Consider the following 13,788-nt stretch of genomic DNA (forward strand, 5'->3'; position numbering starts at 1 on the left):
TGACGATGTTCGAGTACGCGCCGGCCCCCGAGTCGCGCGAGATCGTCGACCTGCGGCCGTCCTACGGGCTGTTCATCGACGGCGAGTTCACCGAGGGCTCCGGCCCCGCCTTCAAGACCGTCAACCCCGCCACCGAGGAGACGCTCGCCGAGGTGGCCTGCGCCTCGGCCGACGACGTGGACCGCGCGGTGCGGGCCGCGCGCAAGGCGTTCGGCGGCTGGAGCGGCCTGCCCGGCTCCGAGCGGGCCAAGTACCTGTTCCGGATCGCGCGGATCATCCAGGAGCGCGCGCGTGAGCTGGCGGTGCTGGAGTCGCTGGACAACGGCAAGCCGATCCGCGAGTCGCGGGATGTGGACCTGCCGCTGGTGGCGGCGCACTTCTTCTACTACGCGGGCTGGGCCGACAAGCTGCAGTACGCCGGGTTCGGCACCAAGCCGCTCGGGGTGGCGGGTCAGGTCATCCCGTGGAACTTCCCGCTGCTGATGCTGGCCTGGAAGGTGGCTCCGGCGCTGGCGTGCGGCAACACGGTGGTGCTGAAGCCGGCCGAGACGACGCCGCTGACGGCGTTGCTGTTCGCCGACATCTGCCGGCAGGCCGAGCTGCCGCCGGGGGTGGTCAACATCGTGACCGGCGCGGGCGAGACCGGCGCGGCGGTGGTGGCGCATCCGGAGGTGGACAAGGTGGCCTTCACCGGCTCCACCGAGGTGGGTCGGCTGATCGCGCGCACGGTGGCGGGCACCGGCAAGAAGGTGACGCTGGAGCTGGGCGGCAAGGCCGCCAACATCGTCTTCGACGACGCGCCGATCGACCAGGCGGTGGAGGGGATCGTCAACGGGATCTTCTTCAACCAGGGGCACGTGTGCTGCGCCGGGTCGCGGCTGCTGGTGCAGGAGTCGGTGCAGGAGGAGCTGCTGGCCGCGTTGAAGCGGCGGTTGGGCACGCTGCGGCTGGGTGATCCGCTGGACAAGAACACCGACATCGGCGCGATCAACTCGGCCGAGCAGTTGGCCAGGATCCGTTCGCTGAGCGAGACCGGGGAGAGTGAGGGCGCCGAGCGGTGGTCGCCGGCGTGTGAGCTGCCCGAGCGGGGGTTCTGGTTCCCGCCGACGCTGTTCACCGGGGTGGCGCAGTCGCACACGATCGCGCGGGAGGAGATCTTCGGGCCGGTGCTGTCGGTGCTGACGTTCCGTACGCCGGCCGAGGCGGTGGAGAAGGCCAACAACACGCCGTACGGGTTGTCGGCGGGGGTGTGGACCGAGAAGGGTTCGCGGATCCTGTGGATGGCCGAGCGGTTGCGGGCCGGGGTGGTGTGGGCCAACACGTTCAACAAGTTCGACCCGGCCTCGCCGTTCGGTGGTTACAAGGAGTCCGGTTACGGCCGTGAGGGCGGCCTGCACGGGCTGGAGGCATACCTCGATGTCTGATCGACGCGTGAGCGTGCGCAAGACGTACAAGCTGTTCATCGGTGGAGCGTTCCCGCGCTCGGAGAGCGGGAGGTCCTACCCCGTGACGAGGACGGAGCACGCCGCCAGGGCCTCGCGCAAGGACGCCCGCGACGCGGTGGTCGCCGCGCGCAAGGCGTTCCCCGGCTGGTCCGGCGCCACCGCCTACAACCGCGGCCAGATCCTCTACCGCGTGGCCGAGATGCTGGAGGGCCGCCGCGCCCAGTTCGCCGACGAGCTCGGCGGCCCGCGCAAGCAGGCGCTGGAGCAGGTGGACGCCGCCGTGGACCGGCTCGTCTGGTACGCGGGCTGGTCCGACAAGATCGCCGCCGTGCGCGGCACGGCCAACCCGGTCGCGAGCCCGTACCTCAACCTGTCCTCGCCCGAGCCGGTCGGGGTGGTCGCGGTCGTCGCGCCCGCCGACCCGCTGCTGGGGCTGGTGTCGGCGGTCGCCCCCGTGATCGTCACCGGCAACACCTGCGTCGTGGTCGCCGCCGAACGGGCGCCGCTGCCCGCGATCACGTTCGCCGAGGTGCTGGCCACCTCCGACCTGCCGGGCGGCGTGGTCAACATCCTCACCGGCCACCAGGCCGAGCTGGCGCCCTGGCTGGCCGCGCACATGGACGTCAACGGGCTCGACCTCACCGGCGTGACGACCCCCGAGCAGGCCCTGGCCTGCGAGCGGGCGGCCACCGAGAACTTCAAGCGCGTGCTCACCGCGGCCGAGGACCGGGGGACGAGACGCATGACCGCGTTCATGGAGACCAAGACGGTCTGGCACCCCGCCGGGATCTGATCGACCCCGCACCCGCAAGGACACGGCGCATGGGCCGTGGCCTCGGGTCACCCATCCCCGAATCTGGAGGAACCCCCATGGAACCCACCGGTGTTCTCGTCGTCGGGAGCATCACCGCGGACGTCACGGCGTTCAGCCGGCGGCTGCCGCGGCGCGGTGAGACCGTGCTCGGCGACGACTTCACCCTCGTCCTCGGCGGCAAGGGCGCGAACCAGGCCGTGGCCGCGGCGCACTCCGGCGCCCCCACCTGGATGGCCGCCTGCGTGGGCCGGGACCCGTTCCGCGACATCGTGCTGTCCGGCCTGGAGGCCCACGGCGTCACGCTCAGCGAGGTCCGCACGGTCGAGGGCCGCACGGGCGTCGCCCACATCCGCGTGGACGCCTCGGGCGAGAACGACATCGTCATCACGCCGCTCGCCAACGCCTCCCTCGACGAGGCGATGGTCACGCAGAGCATCCAGCGGGTCCGCGACCGGGTCGGCGTCCTGCTGCTGCAACTGGAGATCCGCACCGAGGTCGCCTGCCACGCGGCGCGGGAGGGCGCGGCGGCCGGGCTGACCGTGGTCCTCGACCCGGCGCCCGCCCAGGAGCTGCCGGACGACGTGTGGCCGCACCTCGACATCGTCACCCCCAACGAGAGCGAGGCCACCCTGCTGACCGGCGTCCAGGTCACCGACCTGGAGTCGGCGGAGCGGGCGGCGGCCTGGTTCCTGGAGCGCGGCGTCCGCCACGCGATCATCACGCTGGGCTCCGGCGGCGCCCTGTCCGTGACCCGGGAGCGCACCCGCCACTTCCCCGCCTACGCCGTGACGCCCGTGGACACCACGGCGGCCGGCGACGCGTTCACCGGCTTCTTCGGCGGCGCCCTCGCCGCCGGGCTCGACGTGGACACCGCCACCCAGTACGGCATGGCGGCCGGCGCCCTGGCCACCACCAAGGCCGGGGCCAGCCCCTCGCTCCCCGGCCGGGACGAGGTCGAGCCGCTGGTCACCACCTCCATGGAAGGAGCCGCCCGATGAGGCGCAACCAGGGAACCCTCAACGCCCAGCTCGCCCGCGTCATCTCCGAGCTCGGCCACACCGACACGCTCGTCGTCACCGACGCGGGCCTGCCCATCCCGCCCGGCGTGGAGCGCGTGGACCTCGCCGTCCGGGAGAACCTGCCGCGCTTCCTCGACCTGCTCGACGCGGTCCTCGACGAGGTGGCCGTGGAGGGCGTGCTCCTGTCGGAGGAGATCAAGCAGCACAGCCCCGACATGCTGGCGGCCATCGAGGAACGCTTCGAGCGGCTCGGCCTGGCTCCGGCGTTCGTGCCGCACACCGCGTTCAAGCAGGCCACCGCCGGCGCCAGGGCGGCCGTCCGCTCCGGCGAGTTCACCCCGTACGCCAACGTCCTGCTCACCGCGGGCGTCGTGTACTGACCGCGTACTGACAGGGAGCCTGGCATGCATCTCCAGCTTGCCGATGTGCGCAAGTCCTTCGGCGACAACAGCGTCCTGCGGGGCGTCAGCTTCGACGTCGGTCCCGGCGAGGTCGTCGCGCTCGTGGGGGAGAACGGGGCGGGCAAGTCCACGCTCACCCGGGTGATCTCCGGCGCGCACCAGCCCGACTCCGGGCGGCTGCTCATCGACGGGACCCCGACGGTCCTCAAGGACCCGCAGGCCGCGATGGCCCAGGGCATCGAGGTCATCTACCAGGAGTTCCAGCAGAACCTGTTCCCGCACCTCAGCGTGGCCGAGAACATGTACGTGCTGGACCGCGAGCGTGTCTTCGGCCGCCTGTTCGTCTCCAAGCAGCGCATGGCCGCCGAGGCCGCGCGGGCGCTGCGCCGCCTCGGCATGGAGATCGACGTGCAGCGCCAGGTCGGCGAGCTGAGCGTGGCCGAGCGGCAGATGCTCGAGATCGCCAAGGCCATGACGCACGAACTACGGCTGATCATCCTCGACGAGCCCACCGCGGCGCTCGACGAGCAGGAGTCCGAGCAGCTCTTCGCCCAGGTGAACCGGCTGCGCGAGGCCGGCGTCTCGGTGATCTACATCAGTCACCGGCTGGACGAGGTCTTCGCCCTGTCGGACCGCGTCGTCGTGCTGCGCGACGGCCGGGTCACCCTCGACGCCCCCACCGGGCAGCTCACCCCGGCCCGGGTGGTCACCGCGATGGTCGGCGACGCCGTGGACGACTTCTACCCCAAGGAGCGCAACGCCCGGGACGAGGTCGTGCTGGAGGTGCGCAACGGGAACGGCGCCCGCTTCCACGACATCGACCTCCAGGTCAGGGCCGGCGAGGTGGTCGGCATCGGCGGCGTGGTCGGCTGCGGGCGCAGCGACCTGCTGCGCGCGCTGTTCGGCCTGCAGCCGCTGACCGGGTCCGTGCGCGTGGGCGGCTCCGCCGTACGCGTGGCGAGCGTCGAGGACGCGATCGGCAGCCGGATCGCCTACCTGTCGCCCGACCGGCAGGCGGAGGGCCTGTGCATGGGCCAGTCGGTCGAGGCTAACGTGTCGCTGGCCTCGCTGCGCGAGCTCAGCACCGGCGGCGGTGTGGTCTCGCGCGGCAAGGAACGCGCGGCCACCGGCGCGGTCATCTCCGACCTGCGGGTGCGCGCCGCCTCCCCGTCCATCGCGGTCAGCTCGCTGTCCGGCGGCAACCAGCAGAAGGCGCTGTTCGCCAAGTGGGTGATGACCCGGCCGCGGGTGCTGCTCATGGACGAGCCGACCCGCGGCGTGGACGTCGGGGCCAAGACCGAGATCTACCGGATCATCAACCAGCTCACCGCCGACGGCGTCGCCGTCCTGCTGGTGAGCTCCGACCTGCCGGAACTCGTCGCCATGTCCGACCGCGTGGTCGTGATGCGCGAGGGACGGTTCGTCGCCGAGCTGACCGGCGACGGCCTCGACGAGCAGTCCATCCTCAAGCACGCACTGGTAGGTGCCGCATGACCTCGAAACTCAAGACCGTCGCGGGCCGGCTGCGCGCGGTGTGGATGCTCCTCCTCGTCGGGGTCGTCCTCTCGGTGACCTCGCCGGTCTTCCTCACCCCGACGAACCTGCTCAACGTCGCGCTCGCCACCTCCGTGGCCGCGCTGCTGGCCGCCGGGCAGACGTATGTGATCATCCTCGCCGAGATCGACCTGTCGGTGGGCTCGGCGCTCGGCTTCTCCGCCGTCGTCACCGCCCTGACGCTCGGCCCGTACGGGCTGGTCCCCGCGCTGGCCGCGGGCCTGGCGACCGGCGCCGCCATCGGGCTGATCAACGGCCTCCTCGTGACCAGGACCAGGATGCCGTCGTTCATCGCGACGCTGGCCACGATGTCGGTGTTCGCCGGGCTCACCCTGCACATCACCTCGGGCAACCCGATCCCGGTGACGGACTACGACTTCCAGGGGATCGGGCAGGCGAGGTTCGCGGGCGTGCCCGTCCCGGTGTGGATCATGCTGGTGGCGTTCGGCGTCTTCGGGTTCGTCCTGGCCCGCACCCGCTTCGGCCGCTACGTCTACGCCACCGGCGACAACGTCGAGGCCGCCCGGCTGTCCGGCATCAGGGTGCACCGCGTCAAGATCCTCGCCTTCGTCATCAGCGGCGTGCTGGCGTCCCTGGCCGGGTTCATCATCACCGCCCGGCTGTCCACGGCCCAGCCGACCGCCGGCGCCGGCCTGGAGCTGGACGCGATCGCGGCCGTCATCATCGGCGGCACCAGCCTGGCCGGCGGCCGCGGCACCCTGCTCGGCACCCTCGTCGGGGCGCTCGTCCTCGGCGTCATCGACAACGGGATGAACCTGCTCGACGTCTCCCCGTTCCTGCAGGACGTGGTGAAGGGCCTGGTCATCCTGCTGGCCGTCTTCCTCGACCGCAACGTGGACGTCCTGCGCCGGCTGCTGCCGCGCAGAGCCCCCGAGACCCCCGCCCGTACCCCCGAACTCGCCCAGCACATCTAGCCGGCACATCCCTAAGGAACAGACATGCGCACTCCCCGCAAGCTCGTCGCCGTCGCGCTCCTGGCCGCCGTCTCCCTGACCGCCTGCAGCCGCGGCGGCGAGGAGACGACCACGGGCGCCCCGCAGGCGTCCGGCAAGAAGGACGCCACGATCATCATGAGCACGCTCGGCAACCCGTTCTTCATCAGCGTGAAGGACGGCGCCGAGGCGCAGGCCGCCAAGAGCGGCATCACCCTGAACGTGCAGAACGCCGACAACTCCGACGCCACCTTCCTCAACCAGGCGACGACCGCCATCTCCAAGCAGACCGGCATCCTCATCCTCGACCCGGTGGGCAGCCAGTCCGCGAGCAGCTCGGTCACCCAGGCGAACGCGGCGAGCATCCCCGTGATGGCCTTCGACCGCAAGCCGTCCGGCGGCAAGCTGGCCACGTTCGTCGGCTACGACGCCGTCCAGGCGGGCAAGAACGCGGCCGACGCGCTGGCCGAGGCCGTCGGCGGCAAGGGCAAGGTCGTCGAGATCCAGGGCATCCTCGGCACCAACGTCGCCCAGGACCGCAGCAAGGGCTTCCAGCAGCAGATCGCCACGCACCAGGACATCAAGGTCGTCGCCACGCAGGCGGCCGACTTCGACCGGGCCAAGGCCCTGAACGTGATGACGAACGTGCTGCAGGCCAACCCCGACATCGACGGCGTGTACGCGGCCAACGACGAGATGGCCATGGGCGTGCTGTCCGCGCTCAAGGCCCGCAACCTGGTGGGCAAGGTCAAGGTGGTCGGCAACGACGGCATCGCCGACGCCCTGGCCGCCGTCGCGGCGGGGGAGATGTACGCCACCAACGCCGAGTCGCCGTTCGCGCTCGGGCAGAAGGTGGTCTCGCTGGCCGGCGACGTCCTGGGCGGCAAGCAGGTGCAGGCCGACGAGACGCTGCAGGGCAAGCTGGTCACGAAGGACAACGTGAAGGAGTACGCGGACTACCTCGTCGGCCTCGGCGACAAGTCCGGCGTCCCGGACAGCCTCAAGAAGTAGCGGGCGGGCTTCCCCGGCGCCCGGCCGGAGCACTTTCGCGGTGCCCCGGCCGGGCGCCGGCGTTCACGGGAGGGTCAGCACCTTGCGCAGCAGCTCGCCGAACTCGGCGGGGTGGGTGCTGAGGCCCGTGTGCCCGCCGGGGAAGTGGACGAGCTCCGTGCCGAACCGGTCGGCCAGGAACGCGGCCGGGCGGTAGGGCAGCTCGCCGCGCGAGTCGGCCCCGCCGGCGAGCACGAGCCGGTCCGACAGGGCCTCCAGCCGGTCGAGATCCGGGGTGTAGGCCATGAAGCTCGGCACGATGCGCCCGAGGAAGTACGGCATGTTCGCCATCGTCCGCTCGACGCGCGCCCTCGCCTCCGGCGGCAGCTCGGCGATCGCCGCCCGCGGGTCGGCCGGCGGGCCGGCGGGTGGGTCGGCGGGCTCGGCGCCGGGCGGGACGGCGGGCCGGTTGGTGGGCTCGGGCTCGGCGCCGGGTGGGTCGGCGGGCTCGGCGCCGGGCCGCCTGAGGCCGGCGGCGAACACGGCCGCCGCGGGCATCAGCCCCTCCCGGCGGAAGGTGTCCTGGACGCGGGCGAGCATCGCGCGGTGCTCGGCGGCGTCCGGCAGCACCTCCACGATCGGCGGCTCGTGCGCGACGACGCGCGCGATCCGCTCGGGACGGGTGGTGAGCAGGTGCAGCGCGACGATCGCCCCCGAACTGCAGGCGGCCACGCGGGCGGGCGCGTCCGGGGACAGCAGCTCCAGCAGCCACAACGCGTCGTCGGCGTGCCGCTCGACCCGCTGCGGCGCCTCCGGGTCGTCCAGGGGGCTGCCGGACATGCCGCGCGGGTCGTAGGAGACGACCGTGTAGTCGGCGGCCAGGTCGTCGGCGACGCTGTCGAAGGCCGCCGCGCCGCCCGTGCCGCCGGGGATGAGCAGCAGCAGCGGGCCGCTTCCGCGTACCTCGTAGCGCAGGGTGGCGCCGTCCACGCGCAGGCTGCCGATGGTGGGACTGGTCATGCCGGGTCTCCTTCACGGTGTGCGTGCCAGTTGTCCAGGAGGGCGTGCAGGGCGTCGAGGCAGCGCACCCAGGAGTCCTCGACCGGGCGCGCGTGCGCGAAGCCGCCCGCCGCTTCGAGGTTGATGAAGCCGTGGAGCATGCTGCGCATCATCCGGACGGCGTCGGTGAGGTCGGGCTCGTCCAGGTGGTAGGCGCGCAGCATGCTGTAGGTCAGCTCGATCGCGCGGCGCGGGCCGGGCGCCTCGGCCAGCAGCTCGGGGTCGATGCGCATCGGGATCTGCGTCGCGGTGTACCGGCCGGGATGCTCGTGGGCGTAGTCGCGGTAGGCGTTCGCGTACGCCACCAGCGCGTCCTTGCCGGCGCGCCCGGCGGTGGCCTCCGCGATGCGGATGGTCTTCTCGTCCGCTGCCAGCAGGGCGATCCGGCCGCGCAGGTCCTCGAGGTTGCGGACGTGCACGTACAGGCTGGCGTCCTTCACCCCGAGCCGGCGCGCCACCGCCGACATGGTCACGTGGTCGAGCCCGACCTCGTCCGCCAGCTCGGCGCCGGTGAGCGTCACCCGGTCCGCGGTCAGCCCGGCCCGTGCCATGCGTGCCCTCTTTCCTAGAGTCATTAGGAAGTAACTAATGAGGCTAGGTTATATCTCGGGCATCAAGGATGTGGCAAGCCCATTCGGGCGATGGGCGGACCCCCGTCGTCGGCGTCGCCGTCAGCACCTTCCACCGCGCCCGGAAGGGTTTCTGGCATCATCCGCCCCCACGGTGTGGCCGCCGCTGGTGACGTACGGGCAGATGCGAGGCCTCGCCGCCGAGTTGCTGCCCGGCTCGGAGTACCGTCGGCACCTGCTGCTGCGCTACAGCGTCGTCTGGCGCGAGCCGTGAAGCTGAGGGATCAGGCGGGCCGGTCCTCGCCCGTGGCGGCGCGCAGGCTGCCGGCCAGGTCGGTGACCGCGGCGAGAAGCCGGTCGACCGGGGTGGCGGTGAGGTGCGCGACGGTCTCGTCGGCCAGCTCGCACCACAGGGCCTTGAGCGGCCCGATGACGTCCCGCCCGGCGTCGGTCAGGGACACCACGACGGCGCGCGCGTCCTGCTCGGACGGATGCCGGGCCACCAGGCCGGCCGCCTCCAGCTTGCGCACCATGAGGGTGATGCTCGGCGGCTCGCACCCCGCCCCGACGGACAACTGCCGCTGGGTCTGCGGGCCGTCCGCGTCCAGCAGCAGCAGGACCGCCTCGTGCCCGGGGTGCAGGCCCAGCTCGGCCAGCTTGACCGCCGCGCGGGCCCGGTGCCGGATGCTGATCGTCCTGATCGCGCCGTTGAGGGCGTCGGCCTGCTCGAAGTCCACGTTGCTCTCCCGGGGTGCCCGCGCGTCCGTCGTCCGCACAACGCTTATGCGGATAACACATTCCCACGGGAAACCCTACGCCAGGTCAGGCGACCTTCGGCGCGGCCCGCATCCCGACGTACACGCACGGAGTGCCGTTCGACAGAGTGGCGAAGACGACCGGCATGTAGTCCTCGCTGAAGGACGGACCGGCCCCCGAGGCGGCGAAGACGCCCGGCGTCACCGGGACGAGCTCCATGTCCAGCGGTGGCGACATGTCCTTCATGCCGTCCACGAACTCGTAGCGCATGCGCGGGCCGCCGTCGCCGCGGCGGACCGTGATGACGACGCCCTCGCGCCGGTAGGTCCCCAGGAGCGGGTCGAGGTCGACTGCGGGCGGCTGCGCGGGCGGTCCGAAGGGGGCGGGCATGGTGACGCCGGCGAGCTCGGCGAGGAGCTCGCGGAACAGGTCGGCGTAGAGCAGGCGGGCGCTGCCGCCGTTGGTCATCAGGACCAGGGCGAGACCGGCGTGCGGGACGACCCGCAGGTAGGCGTACTGGCCGATGGCGGCGCCGTCGTGGCCGTAGCCGGGGAGGCCGTCCCAGTCGTACAGGGTCCAGCCCAGGCCCCAGCCGTCGGCGGAGACCGTCCACTTGTCGGGGACGTCGGTCTCGCGGCGCGTCATCGCGGCGGCAGCGGCGGCCGACAGCACCCGGGTGCCGTCGGGGGCGAGGCCGCCGGCCAGGTGCATGCCGGCGAAGCGCGCCATGTCCCCGGCCGAGACGATGACCCGGCCGTACGGTCCGGCCGAGCGCGGCATCAGGTCCCAGGCCGGGGCCGGGTCGGGATCGGCGCCGTCCTCGCCCACGTGGCTCATCGCCACCCGGAAGCGCAGCGCCTCCTCCGGCAACGTCATCGAGCGCTCCAGGCCGAGCGGGGCGAACAGCAGGTCCTTGAGCGCCTGGTCCCAGGTCCGGCCGGTGAGCATCTCGACGAGGCGGCCGAGAACGACGTAGCCGAGCCCGCCGTAGGAGACGGCGGTGCCGGGCGGGCAGTCGAGCGGCACGTCCCTCGCGGCCTCGACGTATCGCGCCAGGCAGTCGTCGCCGCGGCCGCTGTCGTGGTTGAAGTCGTTGGTGACGCCGCCGGTGTGCGACAGGAGCTGCCGGACGGTGATCGTCCTGGTGGCCTCCGGGTCGGGGGTGGCGAACTCCGTCAGCACGTCCGCGACCGGCGTGTCCAGGGTGAGCCGGCCCTCGTCGATCAGTCGCATGACGAGCGTGGCCGTGTAGACCTTGGCGATCGAACCCGACAGGAACACCGAGTCCGTCGTCACCTCCACGCCGGTGCCGCGATGCAGCACGCCGCTCGCCAGCTCGTGCACCTGGCCGTCGACCAGCACGGCGAGCGTGGCGCCGGGGACGTGGTGGGCGGCGCGCAGCTCGTCCAGGCGGGCCTGCCAGCGGTCGCGCTCGAAGCGGCGGCCCGCCGAGTCGCGCATGCCCCACTCGTCCTGGGCGGTCCACTCGCCGTCGGAGTTCCAGTTCAGGGTGGCGGGCATGATGCTCTCCTCGAGATCTCGCTGGGGACGCTGTGCTCCCCTTGCGAACAGTGTACGCAGAAGCGTGGCCGCAGGGCACGGCCGCCGCGCGCCCGCGCCCCCGCCGCGCCGGTGGGGCGGAGGGGGCGGGACCTGCCGGGAACCGAGCTATCCGAGCACCGGGTAGTTCGCGCGCAGCACGTTGTGCGGGTCACGGGCCCGCTTGATCTCCCGCAGCCGCGTGAGCGTGCCGCCGGAGAAGGACTGCGCCGCCGTGTCACCGGGGGACAGCACGGTGTACGGCTTGCGACCGCTGACGTAGGCGTCCAGGTCGGCCACGACCTCGGCCTGCCTGGCGCGCGTCGCATCGGCCGCGTGCGGCAGGCCGAGACCCAGCAGGCCGAGCAGGTACGGCTCAGCCACCGCGCCGCTCGCCCCGGCCCCGTCGCCCGGCTCGGCGAGCGCTCCGCCCAGGTGCCTGATCTGCAGGTTGATGAGCGGTGCGACCGGCTTGGCCAGCAGGAGCTCCACCGCGTCCGCGTCCAGGCCGGTGAGCAGCTCCGCACGAGCGATGGACGGGGCCGGATCGGTGGGCTCGGCGGTGATGGCCCCCAGGTCGGCGACCGGGACGACGCCGCGGCTGTCGGAGATCGCGCCCCCGATCTTGTCGATGCGCGCCAGCAGATTCTCCCCCTCGGCCGCCTCACCCAGGTAGGCCAGATCCAGCGTCACCATCGGCGGTGCGCCGGGGGGCTGGAGCCGGTTGATCCAGACGCTGAGTTCACGCGGCGCCTCGGCGGTGATCTCCAGGAACGCGTCGTACACCTCCCTGGTCCGGTGCTCCGGCCAGATCACCCGCCCGCCGTACAGGACCGGCGCGGGATACAGGTCGAGTTCGAGCGCGGTCACCATCGCGAAGTCCCCGCCACCGCCGCGCAGCGCCCAGAACAGCTCGGGATCGGACTCGGCGGTCACCCGGCCCGGCTCGCCGTCGGCGTCCACGATGTCGAAGGCCCGCACGCTGTCGGAGGCGAAGCCGTACTTGCGGCTGAACCAGCCGACCCCACCGCCCAGGGTGTAGCCGGTCACGCTGACCCCCGGCGCGCTGCCGGTCAGGCCGGTCAGGCCCAGCGGACCGGCCGCCGCCAGCACCTGCCCCCACTTCACGCCCGCGCCCACCCGGACCACGCGCTCCTCCGCGCGTACCTCCACCTCGTCCAGCCGGCCGGTACGCAACAGGATCAGGCCCTCCACGTCGCCGGAGGCGCCATGCCCGCTCGGCTGCGCGGTCACCGTCATGCCCGCCCGCCGCGCGTAGCGCACGAGCGTCGCCACGTCATCGGCGTCCGCGGCCTCCACCACGGCCGCCACGGGCTGCCGGACCGTCAGATTCCACGCGGTGGCCGCCTGTTCGAAGCCGTCGTCGCCGGGCAGGAGCACGCGCCCCTTGAGGACACCGCGCACATCGTTGATCGTCATAGTCGTCTCCTTTTTCGAGTTCTCAGAAATGCGAAGGAATAAAGGAATGCCGTGCCGCACCACGGGGACGTCAGGCGGGCTGCGCGGCGGGCGCCGGGGTGGCGGTCTCCTGGGCCTTGCGCGCCTTGCCGGTCTCACGGAGGATCAGCGACCCCGTGACCGCGATCAGCGCCGAGGTCAGGCCGTGGATGCCGAACGCGGCGGCCGTGGAGCCGTGGTGGGCCAGGACGTTGACCATGTCGCCGAACGGGGCGACGGCCACCATCAGCAGGACCAGGCCCAGGGCGCGGCGGTGGCCCGTCACCAGCAGGATGCCCATGGCCAGGCCCATCGCGATCTCGCGGCTGCCCTTGATGAGAGGGAAGCCGCTGCCGTCGGAGGGCCAGGTCGGCAGGCCCGGGAAGACCGTGCCGAGAGGCAGGACGAAGGACGCTCCGAGGTAGAGCGTGAACAGGACGACGGCGGCGGCCAGGACGGTATTGATCTTCTTCGGCGACATCGTTCTTCTCCTTGCGAATGGTGTGAGCTTTGGTCAGGCGGCGCGGACGCGGCTGATGTGGCGGGCATAGCGGGGGCGGCCGATGATGTGCCAGATGCCGCGTACCGGAGCAGGAAGGGCGGACAGGAGGGTGGCTCGTTCGGCCGGGTTCGCGTCCTCCAGGACGAGACCGACGAGGGTGAGCAGGGTGAGCTTGGGCGTGTTGGCCACCAGGTGGTCACCCAGGGAGGCCCATTCCTTAGCGGTGATGTGCTCGGCCGCGAGCGGAAGGAGGGTGGCCTCCTCGTCATCGAGGTGCTCGAGAAGCACGGCCCGGTGGTCGGCCAGGGCGGCCACGAGCGTGTCGCGCTCGTCCGCCCCGGCGGCGGCCTCCCACGCCGGGACCGCCGCGTCCAACCTGGTCAGCGTGGCCGCGACGCGCTCGTGCTGGACCTCCATGCGCAGCACGATGTCGGCCTCCAGATCCACCCGGGCCAGCAGCGGCGGCCACAGCAGCTCGTCCTCGCCCTCGTGGTGGTTCTTCAGTCCCAGCCGGTAGTCGCGGAAGTGGTCGGCGATCACCTTGGCGCGAGCGGTGTCACCGGGGGCGACCGCCGCGACGAGCTCCATCAGCAGCCGCGACTCGCGACGGAAGGCGCGGTGGACGATCTCCATGTCGTGGGTGTCGACGCTCATGTGGTTCCTGCCCTTCATCGGTTGCGACGTGTCAAGCCTGCTCCGGGCGTTTGGAAGGCACTTGGAGGCGGCTTG

Annotated in this window: 14 protein-coding genes; 7 read left to right on the forward strand and 7 right to left on the reverse strand. The window is 72.2% G+C overall.

From position 1 onward, the window contains the following. Positions 1-5: 5 nt before the first annotated feature. The 7 genes from HD595_RS37900 to HD595_RS37930 all read left to right on the forward strand — a co-directional run bounded on the left by HD595_RS37900 (position 6) and on the right by HD595_RS37930 (position 7,197). Positions 6-1,424 carry an aldehyde dehydrogenase family protein gene (locus HD595_RS37900; RefSeq protein ID WP_253781438.1) on the forward strand — a complete coding sequence of 473 codons (1,419 nt, stop codon included), beginning with the start codon at positions 6-8 and terminating at the stop codon, positions 1,422-1,424. Continuing rightward, positions 1,417-2,238 carry an aldehyde dehydrogenase family protein gene (locus tag HD595_RS37905; RefSeq protein WP_253777777.1) on the forward strand — a complete coding sequence of 274 codons (822 nt, stop codon included), beginning with the start codon at positions 1,417-1,419 and terminating at the stop codon, positions 2,236-2,238. Before HD595_RS37900 ends, HD595_RS37905 begins: the two co-directional genes overlap by 8 nt. A 77-nt stretch (positions 2,239-2,315) precedes the next feature. Further along, positions 2,316-3,257 (forward strand): ribokinase, encoded by a 942-nt coding sequence (locus HD595_RS37910; RefSeq protein WP_253777779.1) that lies wholly within the window; start codon positions 2,316-2,318, stop codon positions 3,255-3,257. After that, on the forward strand, positions 3,254-3,658 hold the full coding sequence (gene rbsD, locus HD595_RS37915) for a D-ribose pyranase (protein ID WP_253777786.1): 405 nt from the start codon (positions 3,254-3,256) through the stop codon (positions 3,656-3,658). Before HD595_RS37910 ends, rbsD begins: the two co-directional genes overlap by 4 nt. A 24-nt stretch (positions 3,659-3,682) precedes the next feature. Continuing rightward, positions 3,683-5,173, forward strand: a complete 1,491-nt coding sequence (locus HD595_RS37920; protein ID WP_253777788.1) for a sugar ABC transporter ATP-binding protein — start codon at positions 3,683-3,685, stop codon at positions 5,171-5,173. Then, a complete protein-coding gene (locus HD595_RS37925) occupies positions 5,170-6,168 on the forward strand; it encodes an ABC transporter permease (protein WP_253777790.1) in 999 nt (332 codons plus the stop codon). The genes HD595_RS37920 and HD595_RS37925 overlap by 4 nt, the downstream gene beginning before the upstream one ends. A 24-nt stretch (positions 6,169-6,192) precedes the next feature. Next, positions 6,193-7,197, forward strand: coding sequence for a substrate-binding domain-containing protein (locus HD595_RS37930; RefSeq protein WP_253777791.1), 1,005 nt, complete (start codon positions 6,193-6,195; stop codon positions 7,195-7,197). 63 nt (positions 7,198-7,260) lie between these two features. On the opposite strand, the gene HD595_RS46365 is transcribed toward HD595_RS37930, so the two are convergent. The 7 genes from HD595_RS46365 to HD595_RS37965 all read right to left on the reverse strand — a co-directional run bounded on the left by HD595_RS46365 (position 7,261) and on the right by HD595_RS37965 (position 13,713). Beyond that, on the reverse strand, positions 7,261-8,196 hold the full coding sequence (locus HD595_RS46365; protein ID WP_301309705.1) for an alpha/beta fold hydrolase: 936 nt from the start codon (positions 8,194-8,196) through the stop codon (positions 7,261-7,263). Next, a complete protein-coding gene (locus HD595_RS37940) occupies positions 8,193-8,786 on the reverse strand; it encodes a TetR/AcrR family transcriptional regulator (protein ID WP_253777793.1) in 594 nt (197 codons plus the stop codon). The genes HD595_RS46365 and HD595_RS37940 overlap by 4 nt, the downstream gene beginning before the upstream one ends. Positions 8,787-9,088: 302 nt before the next feature. After that, positions 9,089-9,541 (reverse strand): MarR family winged helix-turn-helix transcriptional regulator, encoded by a 453-nt coding sequence (locus tag HD595_RS37945; RefSeq protein WP_253777794.1) that lies wholly within the window; start codon positions 9,539-9,541, stop codon positions 9,089-9,091. 85 nt (positions 9,542-9,626) lie between these two features. After that, on the reverse strand, positions 9,627-11,081 hold the full coding sequence (locus tag HD595_RS37950; protein ID WP_253777796.1) for a serine hydrolase domain-containing protein: 1,455 nt from the start codon (positions 11,079-11,081) through the stop codon (positions 9,627-9,629). 147 nt (positions 11,082-11,228) lie between these two features. Continuing rightward, positions 11,229-12,539 (reverse strand): FAD-binding oxidoreductase, encoded by a 1,311-nt coding sequence (locus HD595_RS37955; protein ID WP_253777798.1) that lies wholly within the window; start codon positions 12,537-12,539, stop codon positions 11,229-11,231. Between the two features lie 70 nt (positions 12,540-12,609). Continuing rightward, positions 12,610-13,038 carry a DUF4267 domain-containing protein gene (locus HD595_RS37960; protein ID WP_253777800.1) on the reverse strand — a complete coding sequence of 143 codons (429 nt, stop codon included), beginning with the start codon at positions 13,036-13,038 and terminating at the stop codon, positions 12,610-12,612. 33 nt (positions 13,039-13,071) lie between these two features. Next, complete coding sequence (locus tag HD595_RS37965) at positions 13,072-13,713, reverse strand: hemerythrin domain-containing protein (protein WP_253777802.1); 642 nt, start codon at positions 13,711-13,713, stop codon at positions 13,072-13,074. Between the last annotated feature and the right edge of the window lie 75 nt (positions 13,714-13,788).

Origin of the sequence: Nonomuraea roseoviolacea subsp. carminata, from assembly GCF_024172185.1 — a bacterium.
GTDB lineage: Bacteria > Actinomycetota > Actinomycetes > Streptosporangiales > Streptosporangiaceae > Nonomuraea > Nonomuraea roseoviolacea.

What these genes read in the sequence shown, in the direction of transcription:
- HD595_RS37900 (WP_253781438.1), top strand. Translation starts at nt 6, where the DNA reads ATGTTCGAGTACGCGCCGGCCCCCGAGTCGCGCGAGATCGTCGACCTG.
- HD595_RS37905 (WP_253777777.1), top strand. Translation starts at nt 1,417, where the DNA reads ATGTCTGATCGACGCGTGAGCGTGCGCAAGACGTACAAGCTGTTCATC.
- HD595_RS37910 (WP_253777779.1), top strand. Translation starts at nt 2,316, where the DNA reads ATGGAACCCACCGGTGTTCTCGTCGTCGGGAGCATCACCGCGGACGTC.
- rbsD (WP_253777786.1), top strand. Translation starts at nt 3,254, where the DNA reads ATGAGGCGCAACCAGGGAACCCTCAACGCCCAGCTCGCCCGCGTCATC.
- HD595_RS37920 (WP_253777788.1), top strand. Translation starts at nt 3,683, where the DNA reads ATGCATCTCCAGCTTGCCGATGTGCGCAAGTCCTTCGGCGACAACAGC.
- HD595_RS37925 (WP_253777790.1), top strand. Translation starts at nt 5,170, where the DNA reads ATGACCTCGAAACTCAAGACCGTCGCGGGCCGGCTGCGCGCGGTGTGG.
- HD595_RS37930 (WP_253777791.1), top strand. Translation starts at nt 6,193, where the DNA reads ATGCGCACTCCCCGCAAGCTCGTCGCCGTCGCGCTCCTGGCCGCCGTC.
- HD595_RS46365 (WP_301309705.1), bottom strand. Translation starts at nt 8,196, where the DNA reads ATGACCAGTCCCACCATCGGCAGCCTGCGCGTGGACGGCGCCACCCTG.
- HD595_RS37940 (WP_253777793.1), bottom strand. Translation starts at nt 8,786, where the DNA reads ATGGCACGGGCCGGGCTGACCGCGGACCGGGTGACGCTCACCGGCGCC.
- HD595_RS37950 (WP_253777796.1), bottom strand. Translation starts at nt 11,081, where the DNA reads ATGCCCGCCACCCTGAACTGGAACTCCGACGGCGAGTGGACCGCCCAG.
- HD595_RS37955 (WP_253777798.1), bottom strand. Translation starts at nt 12,539, where the DNA reads ATGACGATCAACGATGTGCGCGGTGTCCTCAAGGGGCGCGTGCTCCTG.
- HD595_RS37960 (WP_253777800.1), bottom strand. Translation starts at nt 13,038, where the DNA reads ATGTCGCCGAAGAAGATCAATACCGTCCTGGCCGCCGCCGTCGTCCTG.
- HD595_RS37965 (WP_253777802.1), bottom strand. Translation starts at nt 13,713, where the DNA reads ATGAGCGTCGACACCCACGACATGGAGATCGTCCACCGCGCCTTCCGT.